This is a genomic window from Planctomycetia bacterium, assembly GCA_015200345.1.
GTDB lineage: Bacteria > Planctomycetota > Phycisphaerae > UBA1845 > UTPLA1 > PLA3.
Genome location: CP054187.1, coordinates 2,864,071 through 2,887,453, shown reverse-complemented (window position 1 = coordinate 2,887,453; position 23,383 = coordinate 2,864,071). Strand labels below are relative to the sequence as shown.

At 65.1% G+C, this 23,383-nt stretch carries 17 protein-coding genes; 9 read left to right on the top strand and 8 right to left on the bottom strand.

The genetic code is table 11. The annotated features are described in order from the left end of the window. Positions 1 to 140: 140 nt before the first annotated feature. Positions 141 to 1,838 carry a glycosyltransferase family 39 protein gene (locus HRU71_11815; protein ID QOJ04127.1) on the bottom strand — a complete coding sequence of 566 codons (1,698 nt, stop codon included), beginning with the start codon at positions 1,836 to 1,838 and terminating at the stop codon, positions 141 to 143. A gap of 84 nt (positions 1,839 to 1,922) precedes the next feature. Between HRU71_11815 and maf the strand changes: the two genes are divergently transcribed. Together maf and HRU71_11805 are read left to right on the top strand one after the other, a co-directional pair. Further along, positions 1,923 to 2,510, top strand: a complete 588-nt coding sequence (maf, locus tag HRU71_11810) for a septum formation protein Maf (GenBank protein ID QOJ04126.1) — start codon at positions 1,923 to 1,925, stop codon at positions 2,508 to 2,510. Positions 2,511 to 2,640: 130 nt separating this feature from the next. Then, positions 2,641 to 3,600, top strand: a complete 960-nt coding sequence (locus tag HRU71_11805) for a glycosyltransferase family 2 protein (protein QOJ04125.1) — start codon at positions 2,641 to 2,643, stop codon at positions 3,598 to 3,600. A gap of 62 nt (positions 3,601 to 3,662) precedes the next feature. Here HRU71_11805 and HRU71_11800 read toward each other — a convergent pair whose 3' ends face one another. Beyond that, the gene (locus HRU71_11800) at positions 3,663 to 4,781 is read right to left on the bottom strand and encodes a hypothetical protein (protein ID QOJ04124.1); all 1,119 of its coding nucleotides are present in this window, start codon (positions 4,779 to 4,781) and stop codon (positions 3,663 to 3,665) included. An 80-nt stretch (positions 4,782 to 4,861) separates the two neighbouring features. Here HRU71_11800 and HRU71_11795 point away from each other — a divergent pair, with 80 nt between their 5' ends. Then, positions 4,862 to 5,950 carry an HD domain-containing protein gene (locus HRU71_11795; GenBank protein ID QOJ04123.1) on the top strand — a complete coding sequence of 363 codons (1,089 nt, stop codon included), beginning with the start codon at positions 4,862 to 4,864 and terminating at the stop codon, positions 5,948 to 5,950. Between the two features lie 18 nt (positions 5,951 to 5,968). Here HRU71_11795 and HRU71_11790 read toward each other — a convergent pair whose 3' ends face one another. The 3 genes from HRU71_11790 to HRU71_11780 form a co-directional block, all read right to left on the bottom strand. Beyond that, on the bottom strand, positions 5,969 to 7,357 hold the full coding sequence (locus HRU71_11790; GenBank protein QOJ04122.1) for an alginate export family protein: 1,389 nt from the start codon (positions 7,355 to 7,357) through the stop codon (positions 5,969 to 5,971). A 166-nt stretch (positions 7,358 to 7,523) separates the two neighbouring features. Beyond that, positions 7,524 to 7,685, bottom strand: a complete 162-nt coding sequence (locus tag HRU71_11785; GenBank protein ID QOJ04121.1) for a hypothetical protein — start codon at positions 7,683 to 7,685, stop codon at positions 7,524 to 7,526. Between the two features lie 84 nt (positions 7,686 to 7,769). Continuing rightward, positions 7,770 to 9,263, bottom strand: a complete 1,494-nt coding sequence (locus HRU71_11780) for an RtcB family protein (protein ID QOJ04120.1) — start codon at positions 9,261 to 9,263, stop codon at positions 7,770 to 7,772. A gap of 168 nt (positions 9,264 to 9,431) precedes the next feature. Here HRU71_11780 and HRU71_11775 point away from each other — a divergent pair, with 168 nt between their 5' ends. Further along, on the top strand, positions 9,432 to 9,908 hold the full coding sequence (locus HRU71_11775) for a hypothetical protein (protein QOJ04119.1): 477 nt from the start codon (positions 9,432 to 9,434) through the stop codon (positions 9,906 to 9,908). A gap of 20 nt (positions 9,909 to 9,928) precedes the next feature. Here HRU71_11775 and HRU71_11770 read toward each other — a convergent pair whose 3' ends face one another. Further along, complete coding sequence (locus tag HRU71_11770; GenBank protein ID QOJ04118.1) at positions 9,929 to 11,755, bottom strand: hypothetical protein; 1,827 nt, start codon at positions 11,753 to 11,755, stop codon at positions 9,929 to 9,931. A gap of 323 nt (positions 11,756 to 12,078) precedes the next feature. Between HRU71_11770 and HRU71_11765 the strand changes: the two genes are divergently transcribed. The 4 genes from HRU71_11765 (at position 12,079) to HRU71_11750 (ending at position 18,006) form a co-directional block, all read left to right on the top strand. Next, positions 12,079 to 12,654: a phospholipase D family protein gene (locus HRU71_11765; GenBank protein ID QOJ04117.1), complete on the top strand. Its 576-nt coding sequence runs from the start codon at positions 12,079 to 12,081 to the stop codon at positions 12,652 to 12,654. A 107-nt stretch (positions 12,655 to 12,761) separates the two neighbouring features. Continuing rightward, entirely contained in the window at positions 12,762 to 14,792 is a 2,031-nt protein-coding gene (gene mutL / locus HRU71_11760; GenBank protein ID QOJ04116.1) for a DNA mismatch repair endonuclease MutL, read from the top strand. A gap of 285 nt (positions 14,793 to 15,077) precedes the next feature. Beyond that, positions 15,078 to 16,397, top strand: coding sequence for a PQQ-dependent sugar dehydrogenase (locus HRU71_11755; GenBank protein ID QOJ05003.1), 1,320 nt, complete (start codon positions 15,078 to 15,080; stop codon positions 16,395 to 16,397). Positions 16,398 to 16,491: 94 nt separating this feature from the next. Then, positions 16,492 to 18,006: a CoA-acylating methylmalonate-semialdehyde dehydrogenase gene (locus HRU71_11750; GenBank protein QOJ05002.1), complete on the top strand. Its 1,515-nt coding sequence runs from the start codon at positions 16,492 to 16,494 to the stop codon at positions 18,004 to 18,006. A 30-nt stretch (positions 18,007 to 18,036) separates the two neighbouring features. On the opposite strand, the gene HRU71_11745 is transcribed toward HRU71_11750, so the two are convergent. Together HRU71_11745 and HRU71_11740 are read right to left on the bottom strand one after the other, a co-directional pair. Further along, a complete protein-coding gene (locus HRU71_11745) occupies positions 18,037 to 20,355 on the bottom strand; it encodes a hypothetical protein (GenBank protein QOJ04115.1) in 2,319 nt (772 codons plus the stop codon). 119 nt (positions 20,356 to 20,474) lie between these two features. Then, positions 20,475 to 21,389: a prepilin-type N-terminal cleavage/methylation domain-containing protein gene (locus HRU71_11740; GenBank protein QOJ04114.1), complete on the bottom strand. Its 915-nt coding sequence runs from the start codon at positions 21,387 to 21,389 to the stop codon at positions 20,475 to 20,477. 298 nt (positions 21,390 to 21,687) lie between these two features. On the opposite strand from HRU71_11740, the gene HRU71_11735 reads away from it, so the two are divergent. Continuing rightward, positions 21,688 to 23,115 (top strand): DUF2252 family protein, encoded by a 1,428-nt coding sequence (locus HRU71_11735; protein ID QOJ04113.1) that lies wholly within the window; start codon positions 21,688 to 21,690, stop codon positions 23,113 to 23,115. Positions 23,116 to 23,383 lie beyond the last annotated feature (268 nt).

Genomic DNA, 23,383 nt, shown 5'->3' with positions numbered 1-23,383 from the left:
CCAGTATAAGGAGCAACCGAATTGCGTCAAATGCAATTCCGATCCAGACTTGGACGGCCCGGCTCCCTGGAGTCCGTCGGCCTTGAAGTCATAACTGCTTTCCAGACAATGAATTACAGACGAGAATGGCCCGCGATGCCTCAATCGGTTTTCCCCTTTCTTCGCAGGTCAAACACAACGTATGGGCCAACCTGCCGAACGGGCAATTCTGCCAGAGCGGCCCGGGCCGCGTCGCGATCCGGCGCCGAGGCCAGATCGTCGAGGCTGATGACATAAGTCGTGCAACGATCACGCCACTGAATCGCAAGCGACGGCTGTGTTTCAACCGCCACGCGCCGATCGAGGTAATACATCAATTGCGGCGGGATCATGTACCGCGCGTCGTAGTCGCCATGTCGCTCGCCGCGCCAGGGATCGCGGTAAAGCAGGATCGCATCAGCCGGGCTGGTTTCGCGCTTCAGCGTGCTGCACAGGTCGATCAGATCATTCAGCCGGGCCGTGTCAGCGCGCGGCGGAAGACGACAGAAATAATAATCCTGCCCGACGAAGCAGAAAGCGGCCGTTGCGGCGATCAGCGCGCCGATCAGTCCGATCGCGGCGCGGGGTCGGTGCTGTTGCAGCAGCGAATCAACCGCGGCCAGAGTGAACCCGCCTTCCGCCGCCAGCCACGGGCCGAGGTAGAACATCCAGTACGGATGGATTTCAAACTGCCGCGGAAAAGCGATCACCCACACCAGCCCGGTCAGGGTCAGCACACCCATTGCGCTGCCACCCGACGGCACCCCCGGTACGCGGCGTGTGTTATCCCGCGCGCGGTGACGCAGCGCCCCGCTCATCTCGATCAGGACGCCGACGGCCGCCAGGATCAGCATCGCCCACGTGGCGTTGTCGACCACATGCTTCCAGATCAGCAATTCACCCAGCGGTCGAGGCGGCGCGCCGCGACGTGCCGCGTAAACGGCCCACAAGTCCGACCAGCGACCCTCGAATGCGCCATAGACGATGTATCCAAGCAACCCGCCCAGCGATGCCATGCAGAGGACGCACGCCGCCGCCACCGGGGCGATGCCGATCCGGCCGCGTGCCCGCTGTGCGAGCGCGTAGAGGCAGAACAACGCAGCAAACACGGCGCCAGGCCAGTCGATCCAGATCGCCGCCGCCAGCGCCGTGAGCCAGATCGCGACCGACCCGCGGCGGGGCCGGCTCGCGCCGCTTCCCGTCATCCCGCCCCAGCCCTCCAGCGCGAGCAGCATGAACATCAGGCAGATCGGCTCGTGATTGACCATGCGGCCGAAATAGACACTCATCGGCATGAGCGCATACAGCACTCCCGCGAGCAACGCCGCTCGGTCGCCTCGTCGACGGCGCATCCGGCGCACCAGCAGCACCCACGAGACCAGCGATGCGAGAATCGGAACAAGCCGCGCGACCCACTCCGCTTCGCCGCCCAATCGAAACGCGCCGGCGACGAGCCAGACGATCCCCGGCGGATGGCGCACGTAGAGCGAGCGATCAACCGGTTCGGGAACCGTCGCCCCCGCCGCCACGAGCGGCAGGCCGTGATGGATCGTTGCCGGGTAACGATTGAAGTTTCGCGCCAGTTGGGAGAAGAGCGCGCCGTTCCAATCGTGCAGACCGGTCCAGGGTCGCGTCAGATCGCGCGTCAGCCCTGCGGCATACAGCAACAGGAGCAGCCCGGCCACGACGGCAAAGGGCCAATTATTTGAATCGCGCGAAGGCGCACCGATCGGAAGGATGGCGGGAGGCGATGATGGAGATTCGAGCGAGCTGTTTGACATGCGTATGAGAAGGTAGCCGGTTGCGGCGGCGGCGGTCAACGCCCGCTCCTCCGCGCTTTACGAATCGGCGGAATCGGGTACGATTTACGCAGATTGCCTTTCAGCGTACCTGTGGTTCTCGCCATGCAATCGACGCAACGACAAGGTTTGATCCTCGCCTCCACCAGTCCGCGCCGGCGGCAGTTGCTGGCCGAGGCGGGGTACGCGTTTGAGGTGGTGGCGCCGCGTTTCGAAGAACCGGACGACCCGCTGCCGCACGTCAGCCCGATGATGCACGTCGAATCGCTTGCGTACTTCAAGGCGCGCAGCGTGGCCGGGGAGTACTTTCAGCAAACGATTCTCGCCGCCGATACGCTGGCGTTTTACGACAACACGTTGATCGGCAAGCCGTCCGACGCCGACGACGCTCGCGCCATTCTCACGCGCCTCGCCGGCACGTCGCACCAGGTCATCACCGGCGTGGCCCTGCTTGCGCCGGCGTCGGGTCGACGGCTGCTTCAGCACGAGGTCTCCATCATTCACATGAGGCCGTTGACGTCCCGGCAGATCGACGACTACATCGAGACCGGCGAATGGCGCGGCAAGGCCGGGGCCTACGGGATTCAGGATCACGGTGACGAGTTCGTGGAGCGCTACGAGGGGAGCTTCTCCAACATCGTCGGACTTCCGATGGAACTGGTCGGGCGCATGCTGTCCAACTGGGTCGCGTGACGGTCGGTCTTTCTGGACTAATTGCCGCGTTCGCCTACGATAGCGATCGTCGTGATGCTGCACCGCCGGACGTTCAATCGATCGCATGCGCGATCGGCTCCGTGATGACGCTCGCCGCACGACGCGACGCATGAAACTGATTGTCCAGATTCCGTGTCTGAATGAAGAGGCGACGCTGCCGGCAACGCTGCGCGACATTCCACGCCAGATTCCCGGAATCGACAAAGTCGAAATCCTCGTCATCGACGACGGCTGCACCGATCGGACCGTGGAGATCGCCCGGCAACACGGCGTGGAACACATCATTCGATTTCCCGGCAATCGCGGGCTGGGCCATGCCTTTGCCGCGGGGATCGACTACTGCCTCGCGCACGGGGCCGACATCATCGTCAACACCGATGGGGACAACCAGTATTTCGGCGGCGACATTCCAAAGCTCGTGCAGCCGATCCTCGAAGGCCGCGCGCACCTCGTGATCGGCGACCGCGAGCCGGAGAAGGTGCCGCACTTTTCGTTCGTCAAGAAAAAGATGCAGATGCTCGGCAGCCGCGTGGTCAGCCATCTGGCGGGGATCACCGTTCCCGACGTGCCGAGCGGTTTCAAGGCCTACTCGCGCGAGGCGGCGATGCGACTGGCCTGCTCGACCGACTTCGATCACACGGTGGACCACGTCATTCAGGCGGGGCGAAAGCGACTCATCACGATCAGCGTGCCGATTCGCACGAATGAGAAACTGCGCGAGAGCCGGTTGTTCTCCAACATCGGCGTGTTCATCTCGCGCTCGGTCGGCATCATGGTGCGGGTGTATTCGTCCTACCGGGCGATGAAGATTTTCACCCTCGCCGGCGGCGCGACGTTCGCGCTCGGTTTTCTCATCGGGCTGCGATTCTTGTATTTCTTCTTCTTTACAACCGAGCACGACAAGCACATTCAATCACTCATTCTTAGCGCGATCCTGCTCATTGCCGGGTTCCAAATGGTGCTCACCGGCATCGTCGCCGATCTCATCAACTCCAGCCGCGCCATCCTGGAGGATGTCTCCTATCGGCTGCGTCGTATTGAAGATCACCGCAGACCTGGCGGCGAGTGATTAACCGGACCCCTTCCGATCCGAGCCGCGACCATCCGGGATCGCCGGGCGAACGAACCGAATCACGGCCCCTCCGCCGCCTCGAACGCCCCGTGCTGCCCGTGGAAGCGTTCCTGCGCCGCGGCGTCCACCTCGGCAAAGCGCTGGCTGACGCGCACGATCGATTCGTTGAACGCATCCACTTGCGACTGCATCACGCGATCCGGCGGGATCGGCAGCATCAGCGACCAGCGCGTCGGCGGCACGAGCACCACCGTCGTGCGGACGGCCTTCGCCTTCTCCCGCCCACCGCGGAACTCGCGCCACGTGCGGCCGATCTCCTCGCGCCGCCAGTAATACGCCAGCTTCGTCCGTCGGCCGGTGCAGGCTTCGACGTTCCAATCCTGCGGTCCGTGCAGGACGGCGAGAAAGACATCCTGCGAAACGGCGGCGTGGGCCAGCTCGTGCTGCGTGCGACTCTCCACCAGTTCCTTCTTGAGCGGATCGACCCGTGCGACAATTGTCTGATCGAGATGAAACGCCAGCGGCGTCAGCAAGGTCGCCTCGATGCGGCTGCCCGATACGCCTTTGTAATCGGCCGGAGGCCGGCCGTCCGGGCTGTCGGGCGGCACTTTGTGCAGACTGAACAGGATGCGTGCCTTGTCCTCCGAGACGACCTCGTGAAAATGCACGCCCACGACATCGGCCAGGTCGCGCGCGAACCACTGCTTCCAGAGCACGTCGGGCACTTCGATCACGGCCGCCGACCCGCGCGGCGCGGCCATGCCCGGCCGCAGCACGTCGCCCGGCACGCGGCGGCGCCCCATCTCCAGCGGCGGCAGAGGCTGGCCGGCAACGCCGAGCTGCCAGCGGTCGGCTTTTTCCTCGACGGGTGTCACCATCAGGTCCCACGGCACGCCATCGGCCGGGTTGGCGCGCGCCGCGCGATAGACCCAGTCGCCGATGCGAACCGTCGCGCCCTCGGGCAGAACCGGCTGCGTTGACGGAGGAAAGAGTCGCAGGCGGCGTTGGCGCGCCTCGTCTTTCAGGCCGGCGGAATCGCGCGGATCGGAATGGCGCGTCGATCCGGGCGGGTTCTTGGAGGCTGGTTCGGCCTGGGCGGCGGCCATGCACGACGCCGCGCCAATCATGACGATCGTATAAAAAAACCCGTGAGCCGGCGTCATCCTGCGCTGTGCCATGATTGGATTCCAATCGTGATCCCGTCCTTTGGGATTCTACGCCGCGTGCGGACGGCGAGCCACCGGTTACAATTCACGACATGGCCGAAGACCCGCTGCTGGCCACGCTCCCGTGCCTGATCGACGCGCTGCACTGCGGCGCGCTGGTGGTGGACCGCGCGCGGCGGATCGTTCTGGCCAACGCCCGGCTGGCCGACCTGCTGGGACTGACCGTTCGCGATCTCATCGGGCGTGATCCGCGCACGCTGTGCAAACCACTCGCCGAGGGATCCGATCACGCGGCCGATTTCGACGCCGCCTTTGAAATGGAGCTGGGCCTGATCCGCGCCGACGGCGGCGTCGTGCCCGCGCGCGTGTCGGGCAAGCTGCTGGGCGAGCAACCGCCGCATTCGGATTTTCGCCTCGTGACGGTCATCGACCTGACGGCGCAGAAGGCGGCCGAGGAGCGGGCGCGCGAGGAATACGTGCAGATGTCGCGCATGAGCGACACGGTGATCGAGCAGGCGCTGGAACTGAAGCGCTATTCGGCGAAGCTGGAGGATCGCGTGCGCCAGCGCACCGAGCAGTTGCGCGAGGCGAACATGGAAGCGATCTACATGCTCGCCGTCGCCAGCGAAGCCAAGGATCAGGACACCGGCTCGCACGTTCGCCGCATCGAGGCCTACACCCGCGCGCTGGCGCTGGAACTGGGTCTCACCGAGAGCACGGCCGAGCAGTACGGCTACTCGGCGATTCTGCACGACGTGGGCAAGATGCAGGTGCCGGATCATATTCTGAAGAAGCCCGCGCCGCTGACGCGCGAAGAGCGCGCGTTGATCCAGGAGCACACGATCGCCGGCGAACGCATTCTTTCGCGCAAGCCGTTTTTTGAAATCGCGCGGCAGATCGCGCGAAGCCACCACGAGAACTGGGACGGCAGCGGTTACCCGGACGGTCTTAAAGGCGACGCGACGCCGCAGGCCGCGCGGATCGTTCACCTCGCCGACGTGTACGATGCGCTGGTGAGCGAGCGGGTGTACAAACCGGCGTGGACCACCGAGCAAGCGCTGGAGGCGATCCGCGGCGCATCGGGCAAGCTGTTCGAGCCTCGGACGGTGGATGCCTTCACGCGATTGGTGGAGAAAAATCGCCTGCCCCGCTCCGATGCCTCGGCGAAATCGAACGCGTGACGCATCGCGCTGGGATTTCTACAAGCGTAAAGTTGTCTGCACGTAGAAAAAATCCGAGTCGTCGCCGTTGGGGAGGTTCTGAATGAACTCGCCGGCGGTCAGGTGCGCGTACCCGATCTCGATCGTCCACTGCCGGGTGATTTGATAGATCACGGCCACATCCAGCCCGTGGCCCAGGAAATCGCCGTTGCGCCCGTAGCGCGCGCGGACGTTGCTGGGCGACCAGGTATCCGAATCGCTGGCGAGCCAGTAGGCGCGATAGAAGCTTTCCAGCGTAAGGTTCTTCAACGGTTTCACCGTCCACCGCAAACCGGGCTGGATGAGGTTTTCCCGTGTGAACATGTCGGTGGGGGCGTAGAACATGTGCGACGCCCCGAACAGGCGGTCGAACCGCTCGTTCGTGCGATCAAACGGGTGGCGGTCGCCCGAGGCGTAATCCACGAACGCCGCCAGGCGCGGCTTCCAGTCGTGCGTGATCGTGTACCCCAGTTCGGCGTGCGTGGCGAAGGCGCGATGGTTTCGCCGGCGGCTTTTGCCGAATTGCCAGGCCCCGTCGAGGTCGTAGTCGAAGCCGCTGTCGCCCAGCAGGCCGAAGACGTTGAGGCCGACGGTGTGCAGCTCGCGGTCATACTTGTTGAAGCCCTTGCGGTCCTCGTCGAGGACGAAGTAGTAGGGCTTGAAGAGGATGCCGGGGTCCAAGGCGCGAAAGTAGCCGGTGAGGCCGTAGAACCAGCGCTCATCGTCGGGCTGGTCGAGCCGTCGGGCAAAGCGCTCCACCGGCATCGCGGCGAGGACGTTGATCTCCCACGAGGTGGTATCGTCGCCGGCGCGGAGGCGGAAGCCGTCGAAGGCGTTGGTGGAATTGCGGAAGCCATTGCGCGCGACCAGCCGCCGGTTGACGAGATCGAAGGACTGCCGCCCCGCGCGAAAGCTCAAGGGGTGTTTTTCTCCCAGGGCGTTTTGAAAGTAAAGCTCGCCAAAGGCCTGAAGAAGGTCATTCTCATCTACGTCCTGGGTGATTTCGGGAAAATCGTTTCCGAAGGCCCGCGCGTCCTGAAACTCGAAACCGAATCGAAGCGGATCGACGATTTCGCGAATGCCCAGGTAGGCGCGATTGCGCATCAGGAACCGGTTATCGTTGAGATTGCCCGCCGGATAATAATTCTGCCGATGCTCGTAGCGCGTGTTCTGCTCGATGCCGACGTCGAGCCAGCTCAAGCTCGCGGCGTCCGCCGCGCCGAACCACTCGGCCAGCGCCGACGCGCGGTGAACGTAGACCGGCGGATCGGGCGCGGGCGTGGCGCTGATCGCGCGCGTGACATAATACTTGCGCTCGGAAATCGATGGAGCGGTGGGCTGCGAGGTTGCAGACTCGTCGTGCTGCGTGGACGCCGGTTGGGTGGTCACAGCAGCGGGCTCCTGCGCTGGTGCGCTCGCCGGCGCCAGCGCCAGGACAAGCAGCGCGCCGCATGATGCGGGCGCCGCGCACGGCCACCTGCGCCTGGGCTGTGCGAACATGCGGTGCATGGCGAGGGGATCCTGTCGCGCCGCTTCGGCGCGCGTCGACGGCCAACTACGCCATGCCGCCCGCGAGACTTTGAAAGAACGGCACAATGAACGCGTTGATGAACGCGTTGATAATGCCGTTGAAGAACCCGCTCAAGATGCTCCCGAACAGATTGATCAGAACGGCTCCGAACTGGTCCCCAGGGCTGTCGACGAACTGTGGAAACATTCCCTTGCTCCTGCACGCGCGATAGAGCCGGCCTGCTTGCGCGTCGCTTGCCGACGGCGCAGTATAGCCACCCGCGCGCACCGATCAATCATCCGCAGCGCTGGCATCCTTGATGACGAATCTCGCCTGCAACCGGGCCACCTCGCTGGCCAGGCCGGCCAGCTTCACCGAACGCAGCACTTCCTCAAAGTCCTTGTACGCCGCCGGGGCTTCGTCCTTCGGAAAGGTCCGGCAATTCGAGAGAATGTCGTGCTCATCGAAGCTCGCGTCGATTGCCTTTTGATCCAGTGTTCGAATCGCCTGCTTGCGGCCCAGCATGCGGCCCGCGCCGTGGTTCACGCTGTAACACGAGAGCGACGCCGTCGGCTGCGCGACCATCACGGCCGATCCGCGCTGCGGATCGCCGGGCAGGAGGATCGGATGGCCCGTCGATTCAAAGGGCGTGCCCATGAGCGCGTGATGGTGGGCAGGAAAGGCGCGCGTGGCCCCTTTGCGCATGACCCACATCGGCTGATTGTGGACGATTTCCTTGCGGGCGATATTGTGGCTGATGAAATAGACCAGTTCGCCTTTCACGCCGGGGAAAATCTCCTGAAACGCCTCCAGCACCAGCGCGTTGATGAGCAGATGGTTGACCGTCGCGAAGTTCGCGCCGAGGGCCATGTCGTCGAGGTAATCGTTCGCCTCGGGCGTTCCGAGCGGCGCGTAGCAAAGCTCCTTGTCGCCTCCCGGGAACGGAATGCCCCATTCGGCGAACATGCCCTGCAACGTGCGGAACTGCCCCATCGCAAGGTTGTGCCCCAACCCGCGCGAGCCGCAGTGTGACAGAAATGCGACATGTCCGTCGCGCAGGCCGAAGACCTCGGCGCAGCGTCGCGCGGCGTCGCTCTCGTCCACACGCACGATCTCGCACTCGCCGAAGTGATTGCCGCCGCCGTAGGAGCCGAGCTGGCGCACCTTCTCCTCGAAGTTGCCGATCGCGCGGGCATGCAGCAGCTTGTCCAGCCGCGCGGCCAGCGCGTCGCGCGTGCCGTCGTGGCCGACGTGGTGGCTGTCCTCGCAGCGGTCGGCCCAGTGCGGCGGGATGCCCAGGGCCTGGCACACGACGGGCGACGCACCCTCGACGGCGACGTTCCGACCCAGCGCCTCGGAGACGTGACGCGATTTAGGCACGTGGCGCTGGCCGCGGCCCGCGCCCGTCGGCACGCGCTCGCAGATCGCGTCGATGATCGCGCGGCGCGTCTGCCGCGTCTGGATCGCGTCGGCCGGCAGATCGAGTTGCAACAGGCTCATGCTGCACTTGATGTCCACGCCGACCGGTCCGGGATAGATGTGCGACGGCGACGCCATGACGCAGCCGATCGGCGCGCCGTAGCCGATGTGCGCATCGGGATTCAGCACGACCTCGACGACGCCGGGGGCCTGCCGCGTGTTGATCGCCTGTTGCAGCGTGTCGTCGCTGAACGTCTCGCGGATCGCAGGGGTGCCGATCACGGTGACGGGCTTCGCGCCGTCGACCGGCAGCAGGGCCGTCGCCTCGCCGGTGGGGATCAGTTTGCTCAACAACTCGCCGCTCATGGTTCAACCTGTGTGAAGGTCCGCAACGGCGCGCACGCTTGCGCGGCGCGGGCATTCCCATCTCGCCATGATACAACGATTGCCAAATTCTCGCGCTGAACGGTCCGATCCGCGCGTCAAATCTCGACGGCCATTCTAGAATAACGGTGGGCCGGAGGGGAGGGCGCCATGTTTTCACGGTGTGTCATCCTGTCGGCGCTGGGGGTCTGCGCAGCCGCCGTGTGTGGCTGCTTCGGACGCGTGATCGACATTTTTCCAAGTCAGCAGTGCCCGCCGCGCGACCTGATCGTGGCGCTGACGACCGATCCGGATGCGCCGCCGTCGTTGAAGGACACTTATTACTCAACGGCCGGCTGCACGATCCAATTCGAGGTGATGGAGCATCACGTATTGATCGTCGATCCCAACGATCCACGCTGGACGCCGATCGGCGGATTGAACTATGAGCTTCGCGTTCTGCCGCTGGAACCCGATGGCCGACACGAAACCGGCACGCTGCCTTCGGACGGCCGGATGAACGTGCCGACGGTGACCGGCAATCGGTCGGTCGTGCTCACGGTCTTCGCGGAGGAATACCGCCCCGGCAGCGATGAGCCGATCCCGTTTGACGTCACGGCGCTGGTCTATCTGGACGATCCGGAATGATGCGGGCGCGTTGAGGCCCCTTACATCCCCAGTGCCGCAACAAAGGCCGCGACGTCCTGCACATTCACGAGATTATCCGCGTTCAGGTCGCCGCGCGCTGCGTTGCAGTCCGGATGATTCGCGGCATACGTCACCGGATCGAGAATCGCCTCGACCAGCCCCTGCACGTCCAGACCGTTCACCTCGCCGTCGCAATTCAGGTCGCCGCCGCACAGGTAAGGGATCATCCGCAGGTGCGCGATGCGCGACAGCGCCACGCCGCCGGCCGCGGCGGGATCGGTCACGCGCCATTGCAAATAGACATCACAGGAACTCACGGCCGTGGCGTCGATCGGCCATTGCCACGTGCCCAGACCGTTGCCGGGGCCGGCCCCGTCCAGCGTGATCGGGCCGTGCAGCGTGGGATTAACGAGCTGCCCGCCGACCGGCGGCGACGTGGAAAATGCGACAAACGCCTGCGCACCGCCCAAGGCGCCGTTCACCCCGATCTTGAAATCGATGTTCCCCCGGTTGGGCGGACTGACCGCGATCATGGCGGGTACCAGCCCGCCGCTGCCCGGCGTGCCGGCGCCGATCAGCGACGGATTGGGCTGGGGCGACTCGCTGTGCAGCCGCGGCCGGTCAAACGGGAACGTTTCATTCGCCACGCGCGCATCGGTCAGGCCGTTGGCGAGAAAGTCGATGACGGCGGGGACCACGGGCGGCGGCAGGCCGATCGGCAGCAGCGGAGACTTGTTGTCCGGAAACTGTGCCGCGCCATTGGCATAAAATCCGATCACCTGGTTGAGCGTCGTGAATTGGCCGTTGTGCATGAAGGTCGGCTTCAGGCCGACGTTTCGCAAAGTCGGCACCTTGAACCGCCCGCGATCCGCGGCCAGGCCGGTGACATCCTGCCGCCCGCGGTCTTCTGCGACCGGCCGCAGCCCGATGTTCTGAAACGAGTTGTTCGAATAAAGCGGCGGCGTGTGACACGCGACGCACGGCGACGCCTGCAACGCGTTGAAGCCCTGAACCTGACCCGGCGTCATCGCGTTGGGCACGCCGGCGAGAAAGCGATCAAACGGCGTATCGTTCGGGAGCAGCGTTCGCTCGTAGGTCGCAATCGCATACCCGATGCGCTCCGCCGTGATCATCGGATCTCCGAAGGCCGCCGCGAACAGATCGGGATAGGTCGGATTCGATTGCACCGCTGCCGCCACGTCCGCCGGCAGGTTTGACGCGAGAATCATCGGCTCGGCGACGTTCAACTTGTTGACGACCTCGGTCCACGTCCGCCCGTCGTGAGCCATTTCGATGCTGCTCAAGATCGGCACGACGGCCTGGCTCTCCAGACCGCCGCCGTTGGGGATGCTCACGACGCCGGTCTGCGGATTGATGAACGTCGTGCGCGCTCGGCCGTCCCAGAAAAGATCGGGCGCGTACATGGCGGTGATGGCAGGGTTGGCGGCGCGCGAGGTGATCTGCCGCAGCAGCGCGAAGACCGGATCGCGGAAATACCGATTGGCGGAATCGGATCGTATGACGCCGGGCGAAGCCAGCTTGTCGTCCGGCGTATTCAGAATATTGTCGTTGCCGGGGTGGCGGGCGATGCGCGGATCGGCGCCGCCGCGGCCGGGGATGTGACAGGTGCCGCAGGCAATGGTGTTGTCGCTGGAAAGCTGCTCATCCCAGAAGAGGATCTTCCCCAGGACGCGCTTCGGTTCAGTAATCGGGTTCTCCGGCGGGACGGGCGGCGGCTGAAGCGGCGGCGGCAGCGGTTGAGCCGGCGCGGGCGCGACGGCTGAAACGATGATGCCGCTGATAAAGACGAATCCCCAAACGACCGGCGCGCAACGATGCCTTGACATGGCTGCCCACTCCCTGGAAGAGTAATGCTGTACGTTACTGGGCAGTCGCCCCGGCTGATCGGCTCGCCGCGGCCGGACATGCCCACTCACACCCAATGTCCCCATTCGCCTTCCACGCGGCTCGGCCGCTTGGCCACGGTCCGGTCGTGTGGACGGGGACTTCTACTGTCGGTGCCAAACGCAGCGGCCCTCGCGTTATTGCCGGGATCCGGCGCCGTTGGATACGAAACGGGATGTGGAAGCCCCCCACCGCTGCGGGAATTTGCTTGCAATCCGGCGGTCGACTGCGGCAGAATCCCTACCGCTGTCTGGAGGAAATCGCAATGCCGCCCACGCAAGCACACGGGGCGTTCCCCGGTCAGGGAATGCGGAGATCGTACTGGCATGCCGTCGGACTCGTTGCCGTCGCGGCGATGACCGGTGCGATGCGGTCGAACGAAAAAGATAAGCCGGTCTTATGCGAGGCGGTGTTCAGCCCTGGTGGCGGGTGCGAAAGCCGGATCGTCGCGGCGCTCGCCGAGGCGAACAAGACCATTCGCATTCAAATGTATATTTTCACCTCGAAGCGCATCGGCGAAGCCGTGGCCCAGGCGGCCAAGCGCGGCGTGGCCGTCGAACTGATCCTCGACAAATCGCAGGAGAAGATGACCTACGGCCCCTGGCGCAGGCTGCGGCGCGACGGGGTGAAGGTCTACTTCGACGCCGACCACGACACCGCGAACAACAAGGTTGTCATCATCGACCAGCACACCGTCATCACCGGATCGTACAACTTCACGAAGGCCGCCGAGGAGAAAAACGCCGAGAACATCGTGATTATTCGAAACGACACCGACCTCGTGAACGCCTACCTGGACAACTTCAAAGCGCATCTCCAGCACGCCCGCCGGGCGTCGTAGAGCAAGTCTGCGCGAGGCAGTCCCCTCCCAGGGCGGAGTCGGAATTCACAGCCGGCGCAATTCGGTTTGACGGACCGAAAATGCGCCACCTATACTCGCGCGGACGAATGGACTCGCCCCCTTCCACCAACAGCCAGCACTCGGTTACGTCCTCCCAGGCCGATCCGCCGCCCTCCGGCCGCCCCATCCTCCGGCTCGATCCCGCGCTGGTGAACCAGATCGCCGCGGGCGAGGTCATCGAGCGGCCTGCCAGCGTCGTGAAGGAATTGCTGGAGAACGCCATCGATGCCGGCGCGACGCGCATCGACGTCGCCATCGAGGAAGGCGGCGTTCAGCTCATCCGCGTGACCGACAACGGCTGCGGCATCGGGCGGGACGATCTGGCGCTGGCGGTCGCGCCGCACGCGACGAGCAAGATCCGAAGCACCGAAGACCTGTTCAACATTCGAACCCTTGGCTTTCGCGGCGAGGCGCTGGCCTCCATCGCCTCGATCAGCCGCTTTCGAATTGTCAGTCGGCCGGCAGGCCAGAACGAGGCGTTTGAATACGTCGGTCACGGGGAGCGCGTCGCGAACGAGTCCGATGAGTCGAATAACGCTCCGCACATTCGACCCAGCGCCGGACCGGTGGGGACGACGGTCGAAGTGCGGAATCTGTTTTACAACGTTCCGGCGCGGCGGAAGTTCCTCCGCCAGGCGGCAACGGAGATGGGCCACGTCACCGAGCAGATCGCGCGGCTCGCGCTGGCGCACCCGGCGATTGCCTTCTCGGTGTCGCACAACGGGCGCCCGGCGCGGAGCCTGCCGGCGGTGAGCGACCGCCGCAGTCGCATCGGCGATTTCTATGGTCCGGAGCTGGCGTCGTGCCTGATTCCCGTACAGCGCAGCGAGCGCGATCTGGAGATCGAGGCCCTCTTCGCGCCGCCGGCGCAGTCACGCGCATCGAGCAAATGGCAATATGTCTTTCTCAACGGCCGCTTCATCACCGATCGGCGCATCGCCTACGCCGTGCGCGAGGCCTTTCGCGGATTGATGGAACACGACCGGCACGCGGTGGTGTTTCTGTTTCTCCGCGCCGACCCGCGACAGTTCGACGTGAACGTCCATCCGACCAAGCTCGAGGTGCGCTGGCGCGATGCGGGTCTGGTCCAGTCGCAGGTGCTGGCTGTGCTGCGCGAAGCGCTGCTGGCGCGCGATCTGACGCCGGCCTTCTCGCTGAACCGCGCGATCGGGGATGCCGGCGCGACGCGCGACGCAGGTGCCGACGACCGGCAGCGCAGCGTGCGGCAGGCCGTGGCCGATTATCTGCGCTCCATTGACCCGACGCAGGCTCGGATCGACTTCGCCCCGCCGCCGTCTTATGCCCTTCGCAACGTCCGCCCGTCTCTTGCGCCGACCTTCGCGACGCCGACGCCCCCATCAGACAACCAGTACGCGCCACCCGATCCGGTCGCGCGTCCGACGGACCCGCGCCGTCCTCCCGCTGACGTGCCGCCGCTTGAGCGCGGTGCGACCCATTCCGCGAACGAATCAACCGCTGCGCAGACCGCCCCGAATTCGCTCGATTCCCCGGCCGGCTCGGTCATCCAGGTACACAATGCCTACATCGTGGCACAAACCGACGAAGGCATCGTCATCATCGATCAGCACGCCCTGCACGAGCGCATCCTGTACGAAAAGTTTCGCCAGCGCCTGCTCGCCGGACCGCTCGAATCACAGCGGCTGCTCATCCCACCCACGGTCTGCGTCTCGGCAGCACAGGCCGAGGCCGCCGAGCGCCAAGGCGAACTGCTGCAACGTCTTGGAATCGAACTCGACCGCTTCGGGCCGGCCTCGCTGGCGATTCAGAGCTTCCCGATTCTCCTGTCGAATCTCGATCCCGCCGCGTTCGTGCGCGACCTGCTGGACAAACTCGTCGACTGCGGCGAGGCGACGGCCGAGACCCTCGTCCATGCGGCGCTGGACATGATGGCGTGCAAGGCCGCGATCAAGGCCGGCGACGCGCTGACGCAGGATGAAATGGTCGCCCTGCTTAGCCAGCGCGACCTGACCGAGCGGTCCAGCAACTGTCCCCACGGCCGCCCAACGACGCTCCAGCTCACAACGCGCGACCTCGAGCGGCAATTCAAACGGACCTAATCTGTCGGAAATAAGGCCGGTGCATTCTGGCACACACGGTACGCGTGTCATTGCACGCCTGGCCGCTCGAACGGCGAAAATCCGCCTACCGGCCGGGAACGCTTCCTCCAGAGACTCGCAGAGACTCGGCCTGTAAGGGCTGGTGGCGCGGGCCGCTCGGCGCGACAATCCCGCGCGGCGCTTGTTGTCGCCTCGCCGAAGATCAGGAGTCTCCACATGTCCCGATGTATCGCCATGCAGACCGGTCTCGCACGATCCCGAAAACCCGTCCTTGCCGCCCTGCTGATGCTGGCGCTGCCCTGCGCGGGTTGTGACGCCTTACTGGCACTTCTCGCCGGCCCCACGCCGCAGACCATCGGCCTCCAACTCGTCGCCGAGGGGCTGACTTCGCCCGTCGGGCTGGTCCACGCCGGCGACGGCTCGGGCCGACTCTTCGTCATCGATCAGATCGGCCTCATTCGCGTCATCGACGCCGGCGGCAATCTCCTCGACACGCCGTTTCTCGATCTGCGCGATCGCATGGTCACCGTCGGCATCGACTTCGGCGGCGGCCTCATCTTCGATGAGCGCGGCCTGCTCGGACTGGCGTTTCATCCAAACTTCGCCGCAAATGGAAAGTTCTACGTCTTTTACACCGCCCCGCGCGCGTCGGATGACGTGCCGCTTACCTTCAATTCCGAGACGCACGTCTCCGAGTTTCTCGTCTCGGCGGGCGATGCGAACGTCGCCGATCCCGATTCCGAACGCGTCCTGCTCGTCATCGGCAAGCCGCAATTCAACCACAACGGCGGCCAGCTCGCCTTCGGACCCGACGGCTACCTCTACATCGCCGTCGGAGACGGCGGCGCCGCCAACGACGACGGCGAGGGTCACAATCCCGACACCGGCAACGGCCAGGACCTCTCCACCCTGCTCGGAAAAATCCTCCGCATCGACGTCAACAGCGGCAATCCGTACGGCATCCCGCCGACCAATCCCTTCGTCAGCACGACCGGCGCGAAGCCCGAAATCTTCGCGATGGGCCTGCGCAATCCGTGGCGATTCTCCTTCAACGCCGGCGGCGCGCAGGAGCTTTTCGTCGCCGACGTCGGGCAGAATCTCGTCGAAGAAGTCAACCTCGTCACCGCGGGCGGGAACTACGGCTGGCGCGTTCGCGAAGGCTCGCAATGCTTCAATCTTGATGATCCCGGCTCACCTTCGGCCAGCTGCGCCACGACCGACGCCGACGCCCGGCCGCTCCTGGACCCCATCGTCGAATACCCCCACACCGACCCGGCCGGCGGCCCGCGCGGCATCGCCGTCATCGGCGGCTACGTCTATCGCGGCCAGACCGTGCCGGGGTTGTTCGGGCGCTACGTCTTCGGTGATTTCTCACGCGACTTCGGAACGCCCGACGGCTCCCTCTTCGTCGCACAGCGTCAGGATAATGGCACCTGGCAGATGAGCGAGTTCATGATCGACGGCGGCGACAACGGCCGCCTCGGCCGATACATCTTCGGCATGGGGCAGGACCCCGCCGGCGAGATCTATGTCCTCTCCAGCGCCAACCTCGGCCCCGTCGGCACGACCGGCCAGGTGCATCGGATCGTCCCGGCCGCACCTTAACGGCCGCGCAAGACGCCGCCGGATCGGCGGGGTAAACTATCCGGATTCGCAATCAACCGGAGGTGCCCCCATGTCCGTCGCCGTCTCGGAAAAAATCCAAACCGTTCACAATTTCGTCCGCGGGCGCATGACGCCATCCAATGCGTCGCGCTTCGGTGACGTATTCAATCCGTCGACCGGCGACGTGATCGCCCGCGTGCCGATGTGCAGCGCGGCGGAAACGGCGTCCGTCATTCAGGCGGCGCAGGACGCCTTCCCCGCGTGGCGCGACACGCCGGTGGTCGAGCGCGCCCGCGTGATGTTTCGGCTGGTGCACCTGCTGGAGAAAAACGCCGAGAGCCTGGCGCGGACCGTCTCGCTGGAGCACGGCAAGACGCACGCCGAGGCGGTCGGCTCGGTCCGCCGCGGCATCGAGATGGTCGAGTTCGCCTGCGGCATGCCGACGCTGACGATGGGCGATACGCTGCGAAACATCGCTGCCGACGTGGACTGTGAGACGTACGTGCACCCGCTGGGCGTCTGCGTGGGCATCACGCCGTACAATTTCCCGCTGATGGTGCCGCTGTGGATGTTTCCGATCGCCATCGCCGCGGGAAATACTTTTGTCTTAAAACCAAGCGAGAAAGTACCGCTCTCCGCCATGCGCCTGGCCGAGCTGTGCGCCGAAGCCGGCCTGCCGCCGGGCGTGCTCAACATCGTCCACGGCGACAAGGAATGCGTCGACACGCTCCTCACCCATCCGCACGTGCAGGCGATCAGTTTCGTCGGCAGCACGCCGATCGCGAAATACATCTACGAAACGGGCACGAAGCACGGCAAGCGCGTGCAGGCCAACGGCGGCGCGAAGAATCACATCCTCGTCATGCCCGATGCCGACCTCGACAAAAGCGTCGCCGCCCTGGCGGTCAGCGCCTTCGGCTGCGCGGGCCAGCGCTGCATGGCCGGCAGCCTCGCCGTCGCCATCGGCAAGGTGGCCGACCCGTTGGTGGAACGACTCCGCGCGACGGCCGATTCGATGCGCGTCGGCCGCACGGACATCGAGGGCAGCGCGGGTGGCACGGGCGTCTCGCCCGTGGACATGGGCCCGGTGACGACGCGATCGCACCTGGAGAACCTGATCGCTAATATCGACAGGAGTGTGAAAGACGGGGCGAAGTTGGCGCGGGACGGGCGCGGCGTGAAAGTGCCCGACGCGCCGAAGGGATTTTATTTGGGACCGACGGTGCTGGACCACGTCTCGCCGGAGAGCTTCGCCAGCCGCACGGAGCTGTTCGGCCCGGTCTTGAGCGTTTCGCGCGTGGGCACGCTGGAGGAGGCGATCGAGCTGACCCATCGCAATCCGTACGGCAACGGCGCGGTCATCTACACGCGCGACGGGCACGCGGCCCGCGAATTCAAACATCGCGCCGGGGCGGGGATGATCGGCGTGAACGTCGGCGTGCCCGCGCCGATGGCGATGTTCCCGTTCACCGGGACGAAGGGTTCGTTCTTCGGCGATCTGCACATCCAGGGGAAGGAAGGCATCGCGTTCTACACGCAGTCGAAGATGATCCTCACCCGCTGGCAGCCCGGCGGCACGGCGGGGGAATTTGTGACGACGAGAGGATGAAGCCGAAGAAGCCTGTTGCGATACGCCCTCTCACGGCAGGATCGCGTCGATCATGCCCTCGATGTCGCGACCGTTCACCGCCGCGTCGCAGTTCAGATCGCTGGCGGCCACGTGTGCCGGGTTGGTGTCCGTCCCGAGCAGCACGTTCACGAACAGCGGCACATCGGACAGGTTCACCAGCGTGTCGCCGTTCACGTCGCCGTGCAGCCCGGGCGTGACGGTGATGCCGATGGCGGCGGGGTAAGTCGTGCTCTCCGGGTCGCCGTAACTGATCGTGGCGATGTTGAACGAACCGAGCGATTGCAGGTTCCGCGTGTGGCCGATCTTCACGCCGCCGGGCGTGCTCGCGGCGAACTTCGGCTCGGCCGCCGCCGAAATGCTGACATTTGTCGTACCAGCCGCCACCGCCCGGAAGCTGACGCGGTACATCGCATCGGCCGACGTCAGCCCGCGATTGAACGCCGTCGTGTAGCCGTTGACGAGCTTGACCCCCAGCTCGCCGCTTGTGCCCTGCGGCGACTGAATCGCGGCGCGCGTCGTGTTGAAACCGTTGATCGGCGTCACGCCGACCAGCTCCAGAACGCCGCCGCTGCTCACGGCCACGTCGTGCGCGAACTGCATCACGCCGTTCTCCTGACCGGCCAACAGGTTCGCACCGGCCGTCACCTGCGCGCTCACCGTCACGTCCACGACATCGCCGATGAACAGCGCCGAGATCGGTCGGCCGCAGCCGCTTGCCGCGCTCGCCGTCACCGCGACGGTTACGCCGGTGTTGGGGTTCAGATGCACGCCGGTGGCGGAGGGCGTCGTGCTGTCGTAGCGCTGGCCGACGATGCGGCCGTCGGTGTTGCCCTGGAAATTCAGCGCCCATTGCAGGTCGGTCGGCTCGATGCCGTGATCGCCGGACAGGTCGACGTCCCACGGGCGAATCTGCCCGGCCGGATCGCCGCCATCGCCCTGGGCCGACTCGGAGAAGCTGTTGCTGAAGACCCAGTCGTTATCACCGAAAAAGACGGCGATCTTGGCGATGTCGGCGGCGTTGCAGGCGCCGTCGCGGTCGGCGTCCCCGGGAATGAAGGGGACCGCCAGCGGATTCACGCGACCGGCCATGATCTCGTAGGTGTTCTGCGCGGCGAAGTTGTAATCGACGCCCGATCCGTCGTTGAGCCACAGCGGCACGTTGGTGAGAAAGGGCTGGATGCTGGCCGGATTGGTATTAGTACAATTGTCATAATAGAACGGCGGGGCGGGATTGCCGCCCGGCGGCGGACAGGTCGCGGTCGTGGCCGCGCTCTCGCCGCGAATCCACTGCTCGGTGGCCGTGTCCTGCCAGTTGTTGCCGTTGGTCATCTCGCCGGTCGCGCCCGGGGCCGGCGGCCAGCCGGGTCCTTTGGTGCGGTAATCGACGCGCGAAAGCGCGTCGGGGTTGATGCCCTGTGGATCGTCCAAGGCATGAACGTGTCGATAGGGCAGCCCGCTTGTCGTGCTGCCGAGGTCCACGTGCCGAGCGTCGAAGTCGTATTCCCAGCCCTGGTCGTGTTCGTAGCTGATCTCGTCCACGATTTCCAGATCGTCGGACTCGTCGCCCGGCGTGCTCGCGCCCTTGAGATCGACCGAGTTCGGGCCGCAGGGCGCCGCCAAGCCGTTCGGCTCGCCTTTGTCCACGTTACCGTCGCCGAGCAGATCGGCCTGCCCCGCGCCGCAGCTCCCGCCGCCGACGCAAACGCTACTGTCCTGGCAGGGCGAACCGTTGTTGGAACCGCCGATGCAGATCGTGGTATCGACCGGCGTAGTCAGCTCTGAATCCACGTGGACGCGGTCCTTGCCCCAGCGCACGTCGCCGTTGTCGCCGGTGGCCTGCGTGTCGCCCGGACGATTGCGGATCAGCAGAAGCGTGTTCGAGCCGTCGTTGCTCAACTTGCCGTGCGGATCACCGGGATTGCTCTGCCACAGCGTCGTCCAGCGGCGGAAGTTCGAATCCGCCAGCAGGGTCGGGTACGCGCCGGACGGGCCGATGCCCAGCACGAGGATGCCGTTCGGGCCGATCTGCAATCCATCGAGGCTGAAGAACTCGTCGATCTCGGGCGTGCCCTCCCCAATGGAATTCAACAGCGCGCAGTCCATCGTGCCCAATGGGTAGTGCTTGCGCTGACCGCCGTTGATCATCGCGAAAGCGTAGCCATCGAGCTTCTTGCCGGGCGTGCCGACGATTTCAACAAACTCGCGCGTGTCGTCGTTGCTGCTGCCCGGCGGGTTGATCAGCACTTCGTTAATGAAGACCGTCGCGGGCGCGACGTGCGCAAACGTGAAACTGATCAGACAGACGATGACGGTGATTCTGCTTCGCATGGCTCCCCTTCCGTAAACACCAGAACACAAAAATCGAAAACGTCATAAACCCCACGCAGCACGTCCGATGCGCGACCCGTCCCCCCGGCCGGGACGCCGCCGACCCATCCTCCGCGCGCTTACTCGATTGCATCCGGGTTCTTCGACCTTCGCCCCAGCGTCAGGACGCCGTCAAACACCTGGTGGTCCACATCGCGCTGCGTCACATTCGGAAAATCGTCATCGTTCAGCGCGAACTCCCCATCCCCATCCACATCGCGGAAGTAACCCACGTGGCCGTCGGCGAAGAGGATGTTCGCCCGAACGCGATTGTGATTCTTCGACGCGATCCACTTCGCCCGACCGTGCGCCGGACCGAAGTCCGCGTAGTTCTGAATCCCGTAGTTCCCCAGGTAAGGCCCGTCGGTCATGGATTTCACCGAGCGCTCGCCCAGCACCAGGTTGTCGGGATCGGTGCGGCCGTCGCCGAGCATGGGGACGCGCGCCGTATCCACGCTCTTGAGGCTGCTCAAATTGAGCGCCCAGAGCGTGCCGGTCGTGCTCTTGAGATTGCCGGTTCCGTTGGGGTTGTACTGCGTGCGGCCCATGTACCAGCTTTGGGTGTAGTTGGTGTTGTAGCCAAGGCGAATCAATTCGATGGCCTGCGCCGGGGTGTAGGTTCCGCCTTCGGCGCCGAGCTTTTGGTTGTAGCGGGCGGGATTCGACGGACACAGCATCTGACCGGGCACCGACGCCTGCGAATTCACCTGGTCCGCGACCCAGCCGATCTGATCGACCGGGCCGTCGCGCTTCTTGCCGACGTCGGGATCAAAGGCGCCGCTGCACGTGTAATCGTCGTTCACGTTGGCGTAGGTCATGAACCCCATGCCGAAGGATTTGAGATTCGCGCGGCACTTGGTCTCCTGACCCTGTTCGCGGGCCGCCGACAGCGCCGGCAGGAGAATCGAAATGAGCAACGCGATGATGGCGATGCTGACCAGCAGTTCGATCAGCGTGAAGGCCCCCTTCGTCGTCGGACAAGACTTTCTCCGCATGTGAGGTGATCCTCGCTCGCTTTGCTGACGTATTGCTATTTCAGGTTTCGCGTTCGCCGGACGGTCCGCCGCACAACGGATCTCCCGCCCAGCCGATGAGTTCCCGACGTAGTGTGGCACCTGACTGTTTGAGGTGTATTCAGGCTGCATTAAGAATCGGTTAATCCACGCCTCCGACGGCCCTGCGCGATTAAAAACGCCTGACGTTGTTCGACTCGGTTTGCCCAATCGACTCGGTTGGCGGTAGCATCCCAAACGCTTGTCAGCACGAACCATGCAGTCCATCAGGCGTTCCAGCTTGTCCAAGTCCTCACGTCCATGGCCCAGGCCGAAGCGCGTCCGCCGCGCGCGAGCGGCCCCGATCGCGTGCGCGGTTTGCGCCGCGGTCCTTGCGGCGGCTCATGCCGAGGAGGCACGTCGCAACCCGGCCGCGCGCCTCGCAGCGTTGAATCCGCACCTTTCTCCCGATGATCCGCGCGAACTGCCGATGAGGTTTCGCAGCCTGAATGCGGATGCGTACACGTTCTTTCGCGGGACGGCCGACCTGTATTATGACTGGTGTCGAGAGAATGCCGCCGATTGGCTGCACCGCGAGGACGCGCGCCTCCTCCTTCACGGCGACGTGCACTACGGGAACATCGGCGTGTACCGCACGGCTGACTCGACCGACTTCGTGCGATTCGGCGTTGTGGACCTCGATGAGGCGTTTGAGGGACCGTTTGAATTGGATGTGCTGCGCGGCGTGGCATCACTGCGCGTGGCGGCGGCGGCGCGGCGAATCGAACTGGACGAGGCGCGGCAAACAGAACTTGCAAGGCGGTTTTGCGCGGCCTATGCGGCGGCGCTGCGCGGCAACCTTGACGCCGCCACGCTTGCCGAAAGGCATCCCGCCGTGCGCGCGCTGATGAACAAGGTTCACGACGCTGACCAGCGCACGTTCGCACGACGCTATCTGCGCGACGGTGAACCGCCTCGCTTCGCCCCGGTGCGCCGCAAAAAGAAGCAACCCGTCGATATTCTCGATCCGGCGCCGCCCGCGACCCGCGCGGCGCTGACCGACGCATTGCGCGAGGCCATCGGCAGCATGACTCCCGCGTCGCGCCGCCTGCTGGCCAACGATCGCGCGATGGACGTACGCGATGCGGCGCGGTGGACGCGTCTCGGCTCCAGCGGCAGCCAGGGCGTCGGCAAATACCTCGTGCTGACCGGTGGTCTGCTGCGTCATAACGCCGCACCGATGCTCTTTGAATTCAAGGAGCAGCCGCGCCCCGCCGCCGAGCGAGCCGGACTCATCCGCGCCGGACCCGATCGCGGGCGCGACGTCGCCGCCGCCCATGCCGCACTTCAGGGTCCGCCGCATTGGTTCGTCTCCCATGCAAACCTCGACGGTCGTTCGTATCTTGTGCGCCCGAAAGACCCCTGGAGCGAAGAACCCGACTGGCAAGACCTTCGCGGGGTGGGCGATCTCCTCGCCGCGGCCGACCTCGTTGGTGAAACACTCGGCCACGCCCATCGCCACGCGCTGGTCGCCAGCAAGTTCGCCACGCATCCCGAACGGGTGGCCGGGCTGGCGGAAGCCGGGGTCGATGAGTTCGTACGCCGCGCGGCAGCGTTTGAAGCCCATCTCGCCCGCTGCTTCGAGGAGTTCCGAGCCGATCCCGCCGCACAGCACCTTGCGCTACGGGCGAATGAGTGGATCGCCCGCATTGCGTCGCCAACCCCCTGATAATTCGACCCTTATCGCTACAGAGGGCCGGGATGGACGCTTTTTCGGGGGACGGCGTGGTGTGGTCCGATTTGCCTGAAGCGTGAATTTCGGGCACACTTCTCGTTGCCCCTTATCGTGCCGGAGGCTTCGGTTCGATCGAACCTGACCCCGTTGGGTCCGGGCGGACTTGTTGCCAATCGATGCCGTCGCCTCCTGATGGCCCGCAATCGCCACGCTGGTGGAGCGTCCAGGCGCGGGTGACGAATCCGAAACCTCACACTCTGGA